Origin of the sequence: Lentzea atacamensis (assembly GCF_003269295.1) — a bacterium.
GTDB lineage: Bacteria > Actinomycetota > Actinomycetes > Mycobacteriales > Pseudonocardiaceae > Lentzea > Lentzea atacamensis.
On record NZ_QLTT01000011.1, the window covers coordinates 37203 to 54084 of the forward strand.

The following is a 16882-nucleotide window of genomic DNA, read 5'->3' on the forward strand; positions in this document are numbered from 1 at the left end:
CGGGAAGTCTGCAAACGTTGTTCTGCACTGGTTTTCGCTCGCCTGGACGATCGGCATGATTGTGGCATCAATCGATTTGCCGTGCGGTCTGTCGTTTGTGGCGGGCGGCTGAGAGCAAATGGCGGTCCAGGTTGACGACGGAAATTGCAAGAGAGCGCCGAACTGCTGTCGTTCGTCCAAGGGCGGCGAGTCGCACTCGCCGGGCTCTGGTGGCGGCACTCGGTCAGGAACTCGAGCAGGTCGACTTCGGGAGGCGCCGGTTCCGGCTGCGGACCGGCTCGGCGCGCGAAACGCTGGAAGGTGCGGGTCGGTCGTTTCTCGAAGGGTTCAACGCGGCCGTGGCCTGGCCGGCCGACGACCGACTGGCCAGTGAGATCGAGCGCATCGACGTTCCACTGCGCGGCTTCGCCTACGAGGGCGCCGGCATGGCCTGCGCGGTCTTGGACATCCTGACGCTGTCCGGCGGGAGGAACACGCGAGCCCTGCTGCGGGGACCGGCGAGCGGCTATCCGCACCTGGTGCACGTGGGGGTGGGCTGGGCGTTCGCCAGGCTGCGACTGCGCCCCGGCTGGGGGCGCGCGGTCGTGAAGGATCCGTTGCTGCGCTGGCTCGCCTGGGACGGCTACGGATTTCACCAGGGCTTCTTCCACACCGATCGGGTCATCGGCGGCAAGGTCGTCGAGCGCGGGCTGACCGAGGACCAGCGAGCCGTCCGCGACCAGGGGGTCGGCAGGTCGCTGTGGTTCCAGGAGTGCGCGGATCCCGAAGCGGTCGCCCTGCGCATCAACGACTTCCCCCGAAACCGCCGGCCTGACCTGTGGAGTGGCGTCGGCCTCGCCGCGACCTACGCGGGTGGCGTGCGAGCTGACGAACTGGAGTCGCTGGCTCTGCTCGCCGGTGAGTATCGGGCCGATCTCGCGCAGGGATGTTCCTTCGCCTGCGAGGCACGCCGGATCTCCGGCGTCGTGCCCGAACACACCCGGCTGGCCGCGCCGATCTTGGCCGGTGTGACCGCCGACGTCGCCGGATCGTGGGCGAACCGTTCGCAGCACGCCCTCGGTCCTGCGAACGGTACGTCCGCGCAGTACCAGCAGTGGCGCGCCGGGATCCGGAATCTGTGGGCCGACAACATGGAAGGGCAGCCGTCGTGAAGGTGCTTTCCGCTCCGGGGTTCCGCCGGTTCGTGCCGAAGATCGCCGCAGCGCTGTGCTGCGTGCTGGCGTGGGTCCTGGCCCAGCCGCCGTCGGTCGCCGCCGAGGACCGCGCCCGTCTTGCCGCCCGCTTCGGGTTCGACCACCACGCGATCAGTCCCGCCGACCGCGACGGCGACCGCCGCATCCGGACGGTGGCACCCGCCTACGAACAGATCCGCAACTGGGTGTCCTCCGTCGGCGCAGGGGCCGGTCTGTTCGCTGTGGACGGTGGTGTCGTCTCGCACGACATCTGCCTCGTCGATCCACGCACCGACACGGTTACCGTCGAACCGGCACCCACCACCGGTGAGAGGTACGCGGCCTTCACCCTCGCACCGACCACGCTGCCGTACGCCGACTACGTCGCCCCGATGGGATGTCTTCCCGCCGACCTCAACGAGGACGGCTGGCAAGACGTGGTCGTCTACTACTGGGGCCGGTCGCCGGTGTTGTTCCTGCGAACGCCGGGCAGTGCGCCCGCGGCGGCCGGGTTCTCCGAACGCGAGCTCGTCAGTCCGCCGCAGGTGTGGAACACCAACGCCGCCACGATCGCCGACCTGGACGGGGACGGCCACCTCGACCTGTTCTTCGGCAACTACTTCCCCGACGGGGCGCGGGTGCTCGACCCCACGGCGCAGCAGCCGGAGCTGGTCATGACCGACTCGCTGTCCGACGGGTACAACGGCGGTACCCACCGCTACTTCCGCTTCGCAGGCACGACGGGTGGGAACGCACCCGACGTGCGTTACGCGGAGGCGGTCAACCCGGTCGAGGGGGACTCGCGGAACACCGGGTGGACGCTCGCGGCAGCAGCCCAGGACATCGACCAGGACGGCCTGCCCGAGCTCTACGTCGCCAACGACTTCAGCCCGGACCAGTTGCTGGTCAACGTCTCCGTACCGGGCCAGATCCGGTTCCGGGAGTCGCACGGCGAACGACACGCGCTGACACCGAAGTCCAAAGTGGTCGGCAAGGACTCCTTCAAGGGCATGGGTGCGAGCTTCGCCGACCTCAACCACGACGGCATGCCGGACATCCTGGTCAGCAACATCACCGAGCCCTACGCGCTGCAAGAAAGCAACTTCGCCTTCATCAGCACGGGCGACCGGGATGCCTTGCGGCGCGGCGTCGCCCCCTTCGACGACCGCAGCGAGGAACTCGGACTGTCCCGTTCCGGCTGGAGCTGGGACGTCAAGGCGGCCGACTTCGACAACGACGGTGCGGCGGAAGTCATGCACGCCACCGGGTTCATCCGCGGCACCACGAACCGGTGGCCGCAGATGCAGGAGGCGGCCATGTCGAACGACCTCATCCTCGGCAATCCCGCGCTGTGGCCGCGGTTCACCGAGGAGGACGGTCTGTCGGGCCACGACCCGAACACGTTCTTCACCCGGAGTGGCGGTGGGCGGTTCATCGACGTCGCCGACCTCGTCGGTGTCGGCACCGACGCGGTCAGCCGCGCCTTCGCGGTCGGTGACGTGGACGGTGACGGCCGCCTGGACTTCGTCGTGGCCAACCAGTGGGCCCAGTCGACGCTGTACCGCAACACGTCGCAGTCGGCGGGCGAGTTCGTCGGACTGAGGTTGCGCCAGCCCGCGGGCGTCGGCACGTGCGCGGAAAGCAACGAAGGCGTGAGCCGACCGGCGATCGGCGCCACCGCCGTCCTGACTGCTCCGGACGGCACGAAGCACTCCCAGCAGGTCTACCCGGCCAACGGGCACAACGGCGTCAACGCTCCCGACCTGGTCTTCGGTCTCGGAGACGTGCGAGACGGCCCGCTGCCGGTTGAGGTGTCCTGGCGGGACGGTTGCGGTCAGCGGCACGCGGCGACGGTGAACGTGACTCCCGGCTGGCACCGGATTCTGCTGCACGCGGACGGCACGACCACGGTGGAGGACAAGTGAAAACGCTGCTACGGAAGACGACGGACCAGAACGGCTCCGCGGGGCACCGCAAGCCGAAGGATCCACGCAGCGCCGCGTTGCGCCGGTTCGGGTTGTCCATCTCGGTTCTCACCGTCGTGGGTCACACGCTGCTCGGCTTCGAGCAGGCGTACCTGACCCCTGTCGTCGCGGTGCTGGTCGCCCTCGGAACCGAGGTTCTGCTGGAGTCCATCGAGGCGGCGTCGCTCGGGCGGAGACCGCGTTACCTCGGTCCGGTGGGCTCGGTGGTCGACTTCCTGCTGCCCGCCTACATCGGCGGCCTGGCGTGCGCGATGTTGTTGTACGCCAACGACAGGCTGATGCCCACCGTGCTGGCCGTGGTGATCGCGGTGGCGAGCAAGTACCTGATCCGGGTGAAGATCAACGGCCGCCTGCGGCACGTGCTCAACCCCAGCAACACCGGCATCGTCGTGGTGCTGCTGGTGTTCCCCTGGGTGAGCATCGCCCCGCCCTACCAGTTCACGGAGTGGACCAGAGGCTTTGTCGACTGGTTGATCCCCGTCATCCTGCTCGCGGCCGGCACGATGCTCAACGCGAAGCTGACGAAGAAGATCCCGCTGATCCTGGGATGGGTCGGTGGGTTCGTCCTGCAGGCCGTGCTCCGCTGTGCGTTCACCGACCTGTCGCTCGTCAGCGCGATCCTGCCGATCACCGGAACCGCGTTCATCCTGTTCACCAACTACATGATCACCGACCCGTCCACGTCGCCTTCCAAGCCGCGCAACCAGGTTCTGTTCGGACTGGCGACCGCGGCGGCGTACGGGGTGCTGATGCAGCTTCACGTGGTGTTCGGTCTGTTCTTCGCCTTGGTTGCGGTGTGCGCCTTGCGCGGCGTGGGCCTCGCCGTCCTCTCGTGGCGGCAGACCGTTGAGGTGCCCGCGCAGGCATCGCAGAAGTACGACGCGGTCGCGCGCGACCGCATCGAAGAAGTCGGCGTGCCGGTTCTCGGCGCGAACGGCCGGGTATGAACGGCGGCAGAGACAAAGGCGCCGTGTGGCGCGGCGACGACGCTGATCCGATCGCGATCGTGGGAATGGCCTGCCGTTACCCGGACGCGGACGATCCGCAGCAGCTGTGGCAGATGGTGCTGGACCAGCGCCAGGCGTTCCGGCGGATTCCGCGGGAACGCCTGGACCTCGCTGACTACTACGACGCCGACCGCACCGCCACCGACCGGATCTACAGCTCGATGGCGGCGTTGATCGAGGGCTGGGAGTTCGACCGCGCCGCGTTCCGGATTCCCGGGCCGTCGTACCGCATGACCGACCCGGCGCACTGGCTCGCGCTGGAGACGGCCGGTCGTGCGCTGGCCGACGCGGGCTGGCCCGGTGCGGAAGGCCTCGCGCGCGACAAGGTCGCGGTCGTGTTCGGCAACAGCCTGACCGGCGAGGTGACCAGGGCGACGACGATGCGGCTGCGTTGGCCTTATGTGCGGCACGTGCTCACGGCCGCGCTCGCGGAGGCGGACATCTCCGCCGAGCAGGCCGGGTTGCTGCTCGGCCGGGCCGAGGCGCACTACCTCGCGCCGTTCCCCGCCGTCGGGGACGAGACCCTCGCGGGTGCGCTGTCCAACACGATCGCGGGCCGGATCTGCAACCACTTCGACCTCCACGGCGGCGGGTACACAGTGGACGGTGCCTGCTCCTCGGCGCTGCTCGCGGTCGTGACCGCTTGCAGGTCGTTGCGGGACGGCAGTGCCGACGTGGTTCTCGCCGGCGGCGTCGACCTCAGCATCGACCCGTTCGAGCTGGTCGGTTTCGCCAAGACCGGAGCGCTGACCGCGGGGCCGATGCGGGTGTACGACGAGCGATCGGATGGCTTCATCCCCGGCGAGGGTTGCGGCGTCGTGGTGTTGATGCGCGCCGCGGACGCACGCGCCGCGGGAGTGCGGGTCTACGCCGAGATCACCGGATGGGGTCTGTCGTCCGATGGCAACGGAGGGATCACCAGACCCGAGAAGCAGGGACAGCTGCTCGCGCTGCGCCGTGCCTATGACATGGCGGGCGTCGACCCCGCCGAGGTGCGTCTGATCGAAGGACACGGCACTGGGACCGCCGTGGGTGACGAAACCGAGCTGAGCGCCCTCGCCGAACTGCGCAGAGGAGCACGTGATCAGGCTGCCGTCGGTTCGATCAAGGCCAACATCGGCCACACCAAAGCCGCGTCCGGCGTCGCGGGCCTGATCAAGGCCACTCTCAGCATCGCGTCGGGCGTGCTGCCACCCACCACCGGTTGTGAACGGCCCCATCACGTCCTCACCAGCGCGGGGTCACCGTTTCGCGCGCTGACCGAGGCGCAACCGTGGCCGGCCGGACCGAGGCTGGCCGGGGTGAGCTCCTTCGGGTTCGGCGGCATCAACGCCCACGTCGCGCTGCGCGATCCCGTCGTGTCACCGCCTCGTACCGTCTCGACGCCGATCAGGTCGCGCCCCCGTCCGACGCCGCGCACCGACGTGTTCGTCCTCGCGGGCAGCGATGCCGCCGAACTACGCGCCACCCTCGAACGGGTCGCGGAGCTGGCTCCCCGGCTCTCCGAGGCGGAGTTGCACGACCTGGCCTGTCAGTGGGGCCGCGACGTCGCGCCCGGTGAGCATCGGGTCGCCCTGGTGGCGAGCACGCCCGGGCAGCTGGCCGAACGGGCGGTGGCGGCGGCTCAGCGCGTCGGATCCGTACCACGAGGCAGGTTGACCGCCGAGGACGGAGTCTTCCTCGGCACGGCCGTCGCGGGCAGGGTCACGGTGTTGCTGCCCGGTCAGGGCGCACCGGTCAGAGCGGAGCTGGGCGCGCTCGGCCGGGACCTCGCGCTGACCGGTGGCGAGCTCAGGCTGGACGAGGAACTGGCGGGGACGCGGGGAACCGCCATCGCACAGCCGTCGATCTTCCGGGCGAGCGTGGCCGCACTGCGCTGGCTCGACCGGCTGGGTGTCCGGGCCGGTGCCGTCATCGGTCACAGCCTCGGTGAGGTCGCCGCACTGGTGTGGGCGGGCTGTTTGTCCATTGGAGACGCGGACCGGCTGGTGCGTGAGCGTGCCAGGGTGATGGAGGTTTTCGGTCCTCGGGATACTGGCATGGCGGCGGTCGTCGCCGATGTGCCGACGGCACACGGGCTGTGCGAAGGCACGGGATTGGTCGTGGCCTGCTACAACGGGCCACGCTCGCAGGTGCTCGCCGGCGCGCGAGCCGCCATCGACGAGGTCGCCGCACGCGCGGCGCGGCTGGGCGCGCAGACGGTGGTCCTGCCGGTCACCCACGGGTTCCACTCGCCCGCGATGGCGGGCGCCGCCGCCGAGTTCAAGCCGTTCCTGCAGTCGGTCGATTTCCGCGCCCCGGCCGCCAGGCTGGTCTCGACGGTGCTCGGACGCACGCTGAGCGCACAGGACGACATCGGCGAGTTGCTGGGACAGCAGTTCACCGCTCCGGTGCGGTTCTGGCAGGCGATGGACGAGGCGCTTCCGGACACCGACCTCTTCTGCGAGGCAGGCCCAGGGCGCACGCTGTCGGCTCTGGTCGCGGGAGGTTGCTCGGTACCCGTGGTCGGTGTCGACGCCGGTTCGCCGGACGACCGGCCGCTCGCCGACACGGTCGCGGCGCTCTTCGCCGCGGGTGCGTTGCACGACCTGAGCCCCGTCTTCACCGACCGGCCCGCACGACCGATCGACATCTGGCGCGACCGCCGGTTCCTGGCCAATCCCTGCTCGTCGGTGTCCAGCGTCAGGCCGATCGAGGTCCTGCCCGCCACCGTGATCACCTCCGCCGAGGTTGCTGCCCCGGCAGAGGAGTCCAGGGACCCGCGGACGGTCGTGCTCGAACTGCTCGCCGAGGCGAGTGAGCTGGACGTGGCGTCGCTCGACCCGCGAGCTCGCCTGCTCGGTGATCTGCACATGACCTCGCTCGCGGTCACCCAGCTCGTCCTCGCCGCGGTCGACGCGGCCGGCCGTGAGCGCCCCGTCGCGCCGCTGGCCATGGCCGACGCGTCGATCGCCGAGCTGATCGAGACCATCGAGAGCCTGCCCGCAGCCGAGGCGGGCGGGGAGAACGAGCCCGTCGCCGGGGTGGCGTCCTGGATCCGGTGCTTCGTCGAGAAGACCGGCCCAGCCGTCGAGCCGGACTCACCGGGCAAAACCCGTCGCTGGCGCACGCACGTGGCAGACGGACGCACGTCCGGGCTGGCCGACGAGATCCATGTGCTGTTCGGCGGATCGGATGCGGGCTCTGGAGACACCGCCGACCTGCTCTACCTGCCCGACCCGACGGCCCCTGAGGTGGTCGGCACGTTGCTCTCGGCGGTGAGCTCGGCGCTCGGCTCCGGCGAGCTGGTGGTGATCACCCACGGTTCGGGTCTGAGTGGATTCCTGCGCAGCCTGCGGATGGAACATCCAGGACTGGGCATCACGCTGCTGCGCGTACCGCCCAGTTCCGACGGAGTTCGTGCGGCCGCTCGCCACGCCGTCGTGGCGGCTGGAGAGTGGCGAGAAGTGGTGCTCGACGCCGAGGGTGTTGCCACCGAACCGAGGCATCGGCCCGTGTGGCACCTCACCGAGGGCGAACTGCCGCTGGAAGAGCAGGACGTGCTCCTGGTCAGTGGCGGTGGCAAGGGCATCGGCTACGAGTGTGCGGCGGCGCTCGCCCGGAGGTGCGGTGCCGCGCTGGCACTGGTAGGCAGAGCCGATCCGCACACCGACGAGCTGCTGCGGTCCAATGTGGACCGCTTGAGGGCGGAGGGGCTGCGGGTCGCCTACGAGTCGGTGGACGTCGCCGACCCCGTGGCGGTGGAGGCGGGCGTGCGCCGCCTGGAACAGTGCCTCGGCCCGATCACGGCCCTGATGCACGCGAGCGGGGTCAACGAACCAGTGAGGTTCGACCCACTGGACCACGCCCGGTTCGCCACCCACCTGGCGCCCAAGACGATCGGGTTGCACAACCTCCTGGCCGCGCTCGACCGCGGGCGGCTCCGGCTGCTGGTGACGTTCGGCTCTGTGATCGGCCGCCACGGGCTGGTGGGCGAGTGCCACTACGCCTTCGCCAACGGGGCGCTGCGGGCGGAGGCGGAACGACTCGCGGTCGAACTCCCGGACTGCCGCGTGCTCAACCTGGACTGGTCGGTGTGGTCAGGTGCGGGGATGGGGGAGTCGCTGGGGGTGCTCGACACCCTGCTGCGCCTGGACGTGACCCCGATCCCGGTGGCGGAAGGTGTGGATCTCTTCCTCAAGCTGTTGTGCGCCAACGATCTGCCTGCCACGGTCGCGGTGCACGGCCGGCTCGGCGGACTGCTCGCCGAGGAGGAAGCCAGGTTCGGCGGGCGTTTCCTGGAAACGGTGTCCGCGCACTGGCCCGAAGTCGAGCTGGTGGCCGACTCCCGGTTGGATCTCGGCCGCGACACGTACCTGCGCGACCACCGCATCGACGGACTGGCCGTGTTGCCAGCCGTGGTGGGGATGGAGGCGATGGCACAGGTGGCCTCCGCGTTGGCGGGCCGGCCGCTGCGGGAGATTGCCGACGTGACGCTGGAGCACCCAGTGATCGTCCCCGAGGACGGTGCTCGCATGGTGCGGGTGTGCGCCTTGCGTCAGGACGACGCCGTCCTGGTGGTGTTGCGCAGCGACGAGACACGTTGTCAGGTGGACCACTTCCGCGCGAGGTTCCCTCTCACGCGGGTCAGCGGCGCGGTTCTGCCAGAAGAGGACCTGGCGGAAGGCGAGGTTCCCCTGAGCGGAGACGAACTGTACGGCCCGCTGTTCTTCCACACCGGCAGATTTCGTCTGGTGCAACGATTTTCGGCCCTGGCCGCACGGCACTGCCGGTTCCGGCTGCACGCACCGGAGCAAGGGCTCGACGACCTGACCCTGCTGGGTGATCCAACCGGCAACGACGCGACAGTGCACGCATTGCAGGCGTGTGTGCCGCACCGGCGGCTGCTGCCGGTCGGCTGTGAGCGTTTCGCGGTCGAACCCGGCGCGGATGCGGCGGTGGAGGTGCTCGCGTCGGAACGGCACGCCGGTGGAGGCGAGTACGTCTGGGACGTGGTGGCGTTGGACTGCGACGGCAGGCGTCGGGTCAGCTGGTCGGGACTGCGGCTGCGCGACACGGGTCCGTTGCCGGCGTCCGGGCCGTGGTCCGCCGCACTGCTCGCTGTCTACTTGGAACGGTCGGTGCTCGCGCTGGTTCCCGCTCCCCGGTTGACGGTGCGGGTCGGTGCGGGCGACAGGTTCGGTGAGAACCGGTCTTGCCACGCCGGTCCCGCGGATCTGTCCGGACGGGAATGCCGCAGTTACCAGAACGGGATGGTGTTGAGCGTCTCCGCCGCTGCCCGCGTCGCGTGCGACTGGGAGGCGGTCGGGCTGAGAACCGGCGACGAGTGGCTGCGGCTGGTCGGCTCACGGTTCGAACCGTTCATCGAGCAGCTCCGCACGATGCTGACCGAACCGGTCACGCACACCGCAGCCAGGGTCTGGACCGCTGTCGAGTGTCTTTCCAAGATCGGCTATCCGCCCGGTGCGCCGCTCGTCCTCGGCGGCGTCTACGACGGGGGCTGGGTGGTGCTGCGCACCGGGGCCGTGACCGTCGTTTCCGCGGTGGTGCCGATCAGCGGCGTCGACTCACCGGTCGCCGTCGCCGTGCTGGTCGCCGCACCGGAAAGCGGTGAGCGTGGCTAGGACGTTCGACTACCGGCACGTGATCACTCTCGAGGAGACGAACCTCGTCGGGAACGTCTACTTCACGAACTACCTGCGCTGGCAGGGACATTGCCGTGAACGTTTCCTGATGGAACACGCACCTGGTGTGCTCCGCGCGCTGCGGGGAGCGTTGGCACTGGTCACGGTCTCCTGCCAGTGCGACTTCTTCGACGAGCTCTTCGCGTCGGACACGGTCGAGCTCCGCATGGCGTTGCAGGGCACCAGCGACAACAGGGTGACGATGACGTTCGACTACTACCGCACTTCGGGTCCGGTGGCGCAGCTGGTGGCCAGGGGCAGCCAGACCATCGCGTGCATGAGCAGGACCGAACAGGGGACCGTGCCGGTGAGCGTGCCCGCCGAACTGCGGGACGCGTTGTCGCACTACATCGAATGAGCCCTCGGGGTTCCGTCCGGGACCCGGTTGGAACGTGAGCAGAACCCAGAACGAAAGGTGCGTCCGCCTTGCCCATCCAGTCAGAGCCCATCGGCAGCATCCCGCGTCCCCAGCAGCTGATCGACGGAGTCTCCAAGTTCCAGACCGGCCGCATCGGTCAGGCCGAACTCGACGAGCTGTACGAGCAGGCTCTCAGCGACACCATCCGCAGGTTCGAGAAGACCGGGTCGACGGTCATCACCGACGGTGAGCAGACCAAGCCCAGCTTCGTCACCTATCCGTTGGCCGGCTTCGAGAAGCTGGCCCCCGGTGGGGTGACGATTCCGTTCGAGGACGGCCACACCCGTCAGCTTCCCGTGCTGACCGGCGGTCCGTTCCGCTACGGCACCTATGCCGCCGACTACCTGGCGAGGGCGCAGCGGCACACCGACCTGCCGATCAAGCAGGCGGTGATCGCACCGTCCGCGCTGAGCCTGCTGTACCCGGCGGACGGTGTGCCGGGCTACGTGCGGAAGGAGTTCATCGACGATCTGGTCGCGGAGTCCGCCGCGGACATCCGGCGTGCGCTCGACGGCGGTGCGGCCTCGGTGCAGCTGGACTTCACCGAGGGGCGGCTGTCACTGAAGCTCGATCCCTCGAAGGGACTGCTCCGGAGCTTCATCGACCTGAACAACCGCGTGCTCGCCCAGTTCAGCGACGCCGAGCGGCAGCGGATCGGGGTGCACACCTGCCCTGGCGGAGACCAGGACTCCGTGCACAGCCTGGACGTGGACTACCTGGAGCTGCTCCCGGACCTGTTCCGCCTGGCCGCCGGCAACTTCTACCTGCAGCTCGCCAGCGAGACCGACCAGCGCCGGGTGCTCGACATCATCAGCCGCAACGTGCAGGCCGACCAGCGGGTCTTCATCGGGGTGACCGACCCGATCAACCCCGTGGTGGAGACTCCGGAACAGGTGCGCGACCGGATCCTGGTAGCGGCCGAGTACCTCCCGCTCGATCGCATGGGCACGTGTGACGACTGCGGGTTCTCACCGTTCGGTGACGACACCTCGACCTCTCGGGACACCGCCTTCGCGAAGATCGCGGCCAGGGTGGAAGGCACCCACCTCGCCGCCGAGGCTCTGGGAGTCTGAACAACCGCCTGTGATCGATGGAGGTAGGACACGCACCTGAGCAGCTGTGAACCGGCGTTCGGTCGTGCTTCCCTCCCGCCGCCTCATCTGCCCTGGGTGGCCCGCATGCGATGGGTTTCGTGCTGTGCGGCAGCACGAAACCCATCCGCGGACCGTTGCGATGCTCAACCCATCCGCGAACTCGTCCGGTGGCTGCCGGACAGGGCACAACCGGCCGTGCGACATCGCCGATGCCCAAGGAGACCGGATACGAGCGTTGCCGGCTCCGAACCGGCCGGTGTACGACTCTCCTTTGTCCGCCAAGCCTTCCTGGCACGGCGCGGGTGGACTGTCGCCGCAATGAGGCCAAATGCTCTGATCAAGCCGTCTACGTGATTTCTCTTCGTGTTTCCGGCGCGCCTCGGCCACAGGTGTGAAACAGGGCCACTAACGGACCGCAGTCAATATTTTTCGGATGGTATCTATCGGGGGATATGGGACACCTGTTGGTGTTTCCAGTGGCGGCCCAAGTGGTAGGTCCGGGTTTGGGAGATCAGAGTTCCAGATGTCCTCAATGGTATCGCCGTCGCACCGCATGGGTGTTTCTCGAAGCGTGGCGACTAGAGAGACTGGAGAGTGTCCGAAGTGGCCAGAATGGTACGCGCTGTTGGCGTCGTATTGGTGGGGGTGGGGTTGGTCATAGGACCAGCTTTCTCGCCTGCCTACGGGGCTGAGCCTGTTGCGGTCGGTTCGGTTCCGTCGTCCGAAGTCGTGGTGTCGGAGCCCGTTGCGGAGCCTGTCGCGGAGCCCGTTGCGGAGCCCGTTGCGGAGCCTGTCGCGGAGCCCGTTGCGGAGCCTGTCGCGGAGCCTGTCGCGGAGCCCGTTGCGGAGCCTGTCGCGGAGCCCGTTGCGGAGCCCGTTGCGGAGCCCGTCGCTGAGCCCGCCGCGGAGATGGAGCGTTGCGGACCGCGTGATCTCGCCGTCCGGGAGAGTGTGCCGGCGCCGTCTTGCATGATGTGCACGCCGTGCACGACGCCTCCTGGTGGTACGACGCCTCCTGGTGGCACGACGCCTCCTGGTGGCACGACGCCTCCTGGTGGCACGACGCCTCCTGGTGGCACGACGCCTCCTGGTGGCACTGTCATCACTCAGATCACCACGATTGTGATCGACGGTGGCACGACGATCACAATCGTGCCGGGATCGGGTGCGCCTGTGCAGGTCGTTCTGCCTTCCGGCAGCGTGATCATGGTGCCTTCCGGCACGGTCATCCACTACCAGTCCACCACGATCACGGTGGTCAACCAAGTCGTCATCATCGTTGCTCCTGGTGGCACGACGCCTCCTGGTGGCACGACCCCGCCTGGTGGCACGACCCCGCCTGGTGGCACGACCCCGCCTGGTGGCACGACCCCGCCCGGTGGCACGACCCCGCCCGGTGGCACGACCCCGCCCGGTGGCACCACGCCCCCCGGAGGCACCAACCCGCCGACCTGTGGAGGCTGCGGGCTGACCACTCCGCTGGATCCCAGCAACATCCCGTCCGACCAGTCGACCAGCGACCCGGCGCCCTCCGCGCCGAGTGGTGGCTTGCTGGACGTGACCGGCCTGCTGGGCGGGCTGCTCTCGGGTGACGCCATCAGCGGCCCCAACGGCTTGCTGCCGAGCGGCATCCTCGGCGCCACGCCGTGATGTAGCTCGCGCGATGTCGCGGTCAGGTGGGGCGTGGGTCTGTTCCGTGCCCCACCTGCGGCGTTTCGATGTGGATCTTTTCGCAGGTCGCTCGAACGAATGAACTTCGGCTGTTTCCGCTGCTGAGTGGCCCGAGCTACCTTAAATTCAAGTGCGGATCCGGAAGTGGAACTGCGACAAGGCCAGATCGATCGGCGGGACGAGCTGTCGAACCGCCTCACCTCTGAGGTCATCGACGCTGTGTGCGTCTGGTATCGCCGGCGACGCCGGCCGACCGAAAAGGAAGAGTCATGCCCGATCGCTACGAGAATTTTCTGCCTCCTCTCGATCTTCCCTCAGTTCAGGACGACGACCGTCGTGGATTCCTGCGGAAGATCGGAATGGCAGGTGCCGCCATTGCGGCAGGGCCCGTTGCCGGGTCACTTCTGAACAGTCCTGCTGCATTCGGTCTCGACAAATGGGAGGAACCGTCTCCGGAAAATCGGGTTCTCCTGCCGGCCATTGGTCAGGAGATCAACTGCGATTGCAAGGCATTTGGTACCACTCTCGTGGTCAATCTGCCTCCGCCGCTGCCGACGCTCGACTTCCGAGGCCGGATCAAGATCAAGATCCTGGTCGGTGGTCCGGACTTCGTGCGTCTTCAGGTTCTCAACCACACGGTCGCGGCCACGCACCCGATGTTCGGCGAGGTCGTCATCACACTGCCGACCATCGACATCTCCCCGGCGAGCATCCTGAAGCTGGGGCCGGGTGGCTTCCTGCAGACGATGCTGCTGAGCTTCAGCATCAAGTTCCAGCGGTGTGGTGACTGCGAGGGACCCTTCTCGTTCGAGACCCTTTCGCCGGCGAAGCTCACGGCCAGCATGTTCAGCTTCCCGCCGGGGGCCCAGAGCGAGACCACCAGGCCGGACGGTACTGCGCTCGCCACCGGCGGCCAGCTCTACAAACTGGCGAGCCCGATCCAGATCGGCTCGGGCGGCACCCAGTTCGCCCAACTGCACGGAATGGACATCAACGTGGGTAAGGACCTGATGCCCATCTGACTCTGCCGGGTACGGATGACCGACACGAGCGGCCCGCCACCGAACCGGTGGCGGGCCGCTCGTCTCGTTGAGACAGCCCTCTCATGACTGTTGTGTTGGCTTGGCCAACCCGAGTACGAGCGAACACCGCCCGGCTGCGGCGGGATCTCCGGTCAGGGTCAACCGGCCTGCGGCCACCGCGCCCATCGGGTCGATCAGTCCGGCGCCGATCTGGACGAAGGTGATGGCGTCGGTGGTCGCCACCATCGCCGGCGTGGCTGCGGGACCCCGTGCGGGCAGGGCGTTCCCGTTCCGCACCTCCAGGTGGAACACCTCGTCGTCGACCCGGAACTCGTAGGCCTCGCTCAGCTCCGGCAGCCTCTTCGCGTCCGCCATGGCCGCGACGGCGAGGAAGCCCCAATGTGGACGGACGACGACATCCGCCGTCGGGTCGGTGAGCAGTCCCATGCCGAAGCGGGACAGCGCCAGCACCGAATCCCGCATCCGCTCACCTTCCGCGGTGAGGTGGTACGAGTGCGGAGCGAGACCGGCTCGCTGGACCAGGCCGAGCTCTCGCAACTTCTTCAACCGGGCGGCCAGGAGATTGGTGCCGATGCCGGGCAGGTCGGCCTGCAGCTCCACGTATCGACGCGGGCCGAGCAGCAACTCCCGCACGACGAGGAGGGTCCACCGGTCTCCCACCGCGTCCAGGGCACTCGCCAGGCCGCAGTACTGACGGTAGTTGCGTTCCCGCATGGCAGACCGGCCGGATCCCTCGGAACCCGCGTCCAGTCGCTCACTGCTCCCCATCTTCTCCAGCATAGGGCGCGGCCGGGTACGCGTGGCCAGATCGGCGGTCCAGTCAGCCATCCGGGTGGTTGACCGGACGGTTGTGCGGTCAGGTCGCTACTCGGCAGCGGAGCCGTCCGCCGTCTGCTCGGGCAGGGTCGCCTGCCAGGCGCGGATCGCCCGTTCGAGGACACCCTGGGCCAGGAACGGCAGCGCTTCGCGCTGGAAGTCGATGTCAGGTGCGAAGTCCCGGACGGTTCCCTCCAGCACCATCAGCGACAGGATGGGGAAGACGAACTGGGGATCGGCGTAAAGGCCGTACCGCCGCTGGATGTCGAACAGCTTGGTCGCGAACCGCACCAGGTCGAAGTCGGCGGCGCGGACACCGGAGACGGACTCGACGAGGCCGGACAGTTCCCGGCAGAACCCGCCGGTGTCCGCGTTCGGACCGGGCTTCGCCGTGGACAGGACGATCTCCGCGCATCGCCTGCCGTTGCCGTTGGCCATCTGGTGGAAGAACGAGGCGAACTTGTCCTGCGCCTGCGGTCGCAACTGGACCGTGAAACCGGCGTCGACGATCACGACCGAGCCGTCCTGACGCAGGTAGAGGTTGCCGGGGTGCAGATCGCAGTGGACCAACCCGTCGTGGAAGAGCATCTGGTACACCGCGTGCAGTGCCGAGAGGACGGCGCGCTCCTTGGATTCCCCGGTCATGTCCTCCGGCCGAAGCCGGCGCAGGTCTTGGAGGTACTCCATCACGACGACGTCCTCACCGCACAGGTCGCGGTGGACCGCCGGGACTCGGACATCGGGGAACTTCGCCAGGTTGACGCGCAGGCGCTCCAGGTTGTCGCACTCCGCCAACAGGTCCAGCTGGCCGTAGACCGACTCCGTCACCTGGTCGACGATGTCGACTGCGGGTACGTCGCGCAGCAACGGCACGCGGGCCACCAGTCGGGTGAGGCCGCGCATGATGGCAAGGTCGATGCCGAGCGTTCGCGCGACGTCCGGTCGCCGCACCTTGACAGCGACTTCGCGGCCATCCGGGAGAGTGGCGTGGTAAACACAGGCGATGCTGCCCGCTGCAACGGGGGCGTTGTCAGCGAGGATCGCGCGCGTATTCGCGAGGCCCAGTCGACGCTCCAGCAACGGCATCAGCTCACGTGCCGGTATCGGCCTGACATCGTCGTACAGCCCGCTGAGAGCGCGGCACACCGATGGGGGAACGAGATCGGCGCGGGTGCTCAGCATCTGAGCGGCCTTGACGAACGCGGGACCGAGGTCGGTGATCGTGTCCACCAGCCACGCGCCGCGGTAGTCCGCGGCGCTGCGTCGCCGCGCCAGTGCTCCGACAGTGGCCACGCCCAGGCTCAGCGACCGCACGGTGAGCACGCGGACGATCCTCGCCACCCGTCCGCAGAGCGCCGAAACCCCGGGTCGGGGCACTGCGGCACCGCTCGCGCGGCTCGTCGCGGTGGATCCCGTTCGGCCGATCGAACCGTCCCGTTCGGAACGGATGCTCGGTCGTCGGCCGGTGGCGTCGGTGGGCTGAGTGGTCACGACGGCTCCTGTTCGAGGCGCGTGGGGCTGGCTTGGCCTTCGTCGCAATGTAGACAGGGCGATTCGCCCACCTCGGGATGGCAGCACGCGCTTCACCGCATCGAGCGACCCTGGGTCGGTGGACAACGGTCCGGGCAGGCCGCGACATCAGGTGCTGTGCCCACGATGTGTCGCATCACCAGCGCGGTTCCGGAGACCGCAACGTCGGCATCCCGGACAAGCGTCTGCACAACGCCGGCTTCCTGATCGAAAGGCCGACGAACACCGCCTCACCCCAGTCGGCGCGATCAGAACCTTGTGTGTGCGACGCCGAGCGTGCTCTTCGTGCAGGCGCACCAACTTCACGACGCCACGGGCGTGGACGAACGTGTCGAGCGCACCCCACCCCGGTTCACACTGCATTTGCACCACAGGGAAAAGCACGGTAATCCGGGGAGGATCCACAACGGATCGTGTTGGCCGGACACAGTGATGAGGCTGTCCGTGACGTGATCGCCTCGA

Annotated in this window: 10 protein-coding genes; 8 read left to right on the forward strand and 2 right to left on the reverse strand. The window is 68.4% G+C overall.

What is annotated here, in order from left to right:
* The first annotated feature begins 209 nt into the window (after positions 1 to 209).
* The 8 genes from C8D87_RS37030 (at position 210) to C8D87_RS37065 (ending at position 14053) form a co-directional block, all read left to right on the forward strand.
* The gene (locus tag C8D87_RS37030; protein WP_170154861.1) at positions 210 to 1151 is read left to right on the forward strand and encodes a DUF1702 family protein; all 942 of its coding nucleotides are present in this window, start codon (positions 210 to 212) and stop codon (positions 1149 to 1151) included.
* Positions 1148 to 3097 carry a CRTAC1 family protein gene (locus C8D87_RS37035; RefSeq protein ID WP_211337242.1) on the forward strand — a complete coding sequence of 650 codons (1950 nt, stop codon included), beginning with the start codon at positions 1148 to 1150 and terminating at the stop codon, positions 3095 to 3097. Before C8D87_RS37030 ends, C8D87_RS37035 begins: the two co-directional genes overlap by 4 nt.
* Positions 3094 to 4104 carry an enediyne biosynthesis protein UnbU gene (locus C8D87_RS37040; protein WP_211337241.1) on the forward strand — a complete coding sequence of 337 codons (1011 nt, stop codon included), beginning with the start codon at positions 3094 to 3096 and terminating at the stop codon, positions 4102 to 4104. The genes C8D87_RS37035 and C8D87_RS37040 overlap by 4 nt, the downstream gene beginning before the upstream one ends.
* Positions 4101 to 9788 (forward strand): type I polyketide synthase, encoded by a 5688-nt coding sequence (locus tag C8D87_RS37045; protein ID WP_112230635.1) that lies wholly within the window; start codon positions 4101 to 4103, stop codon positions 9786 to 9788. The genes C8D87_RS37040 and C8D87_RS37045 overlap by 4 nt, the downstream gene beginning before the upstream one ends.
* Positions 9781 to 10206 (forward strand): acyl-CoA thioesterase, encoded by a 426-nt coding sequence (locus C8D87_RS37050; protein ID WP_109634974.1) that lies wholly within the window; start codon positions 9781 to 9783, stop codon positions 10204 to 10206. Before C8D87_RS37045 ends, C8D87_RS37050 begins: the two co-directional genes overlap by 8 nt.
* A 68-nt stretch (positions 10207 to 10274) precedes the next feature.
* A complete protein-coding gene (locus tag C8D87_RS37055; RefSeq protein ID WP_112230636.1) occupies positions 10275 to 11339 on the forward strand; it encodes a cobalamin-independent methionine synthase II family protein in 1065 nt (354 codons plus the stop codon).
* 972 nt (positions 11340 to 12311) lie between these two features.
* Entirely contained in the window at positions 12312 to 13010 is a 699-nt protein-coding gene (locus C8D87_RS37060; protein ID WP_170166726.1) for a hypothetical protein, read from the forward strand.
* A 290-nt stretch (positions 13011 to 13300) separates the two neighbouring features.
* Complete coding sequence (locus C8D87_RS37065; RefSeq protein WP_109634970.1) at positions 13301 to 14053, forward strand: twin-arginine translocation signal domain-containing protein; 753 nt, start codon at positions 13301 to 13303, stop codon at positions 14051 to 14053.
* An 81-nt stretch (positions 14054 to 14134) separates the two neighbouring features.
* On the opposite strand, the gene C8D87_RS37070 is transcribed toward C8D87_RS37065, so the two are convergent.
* The gene (locus C8D87_RS37070) at positions 14135 to 14842 is read right to left on the reverse strand and encodes a winged helix-turn-helix transcriptional regulator (RefSeq protein ID WP_233439393.1); all 708 of its coding nucleotides are present in this window, start codon (positions 14840 to 14842) and stop codon (positions 14135 to 14137) included.
* A gap of 96 nt (positions 14843 to 14938) precedes the next feature.
* Positions 14939 to 16213 (reverse strand): ABC1 kinase family protein, encoded by a 1275-nt coding sequence (locus C8D87_RS37075; RefSeq protein WP_112230640.1) that lies wholly within the window; start codon positions 16211 to 16213, stop codon positions 14939 to 14941.
* Between the last annotated feature and the right edge of the window lie 669 nt (positions 16214 to 16882).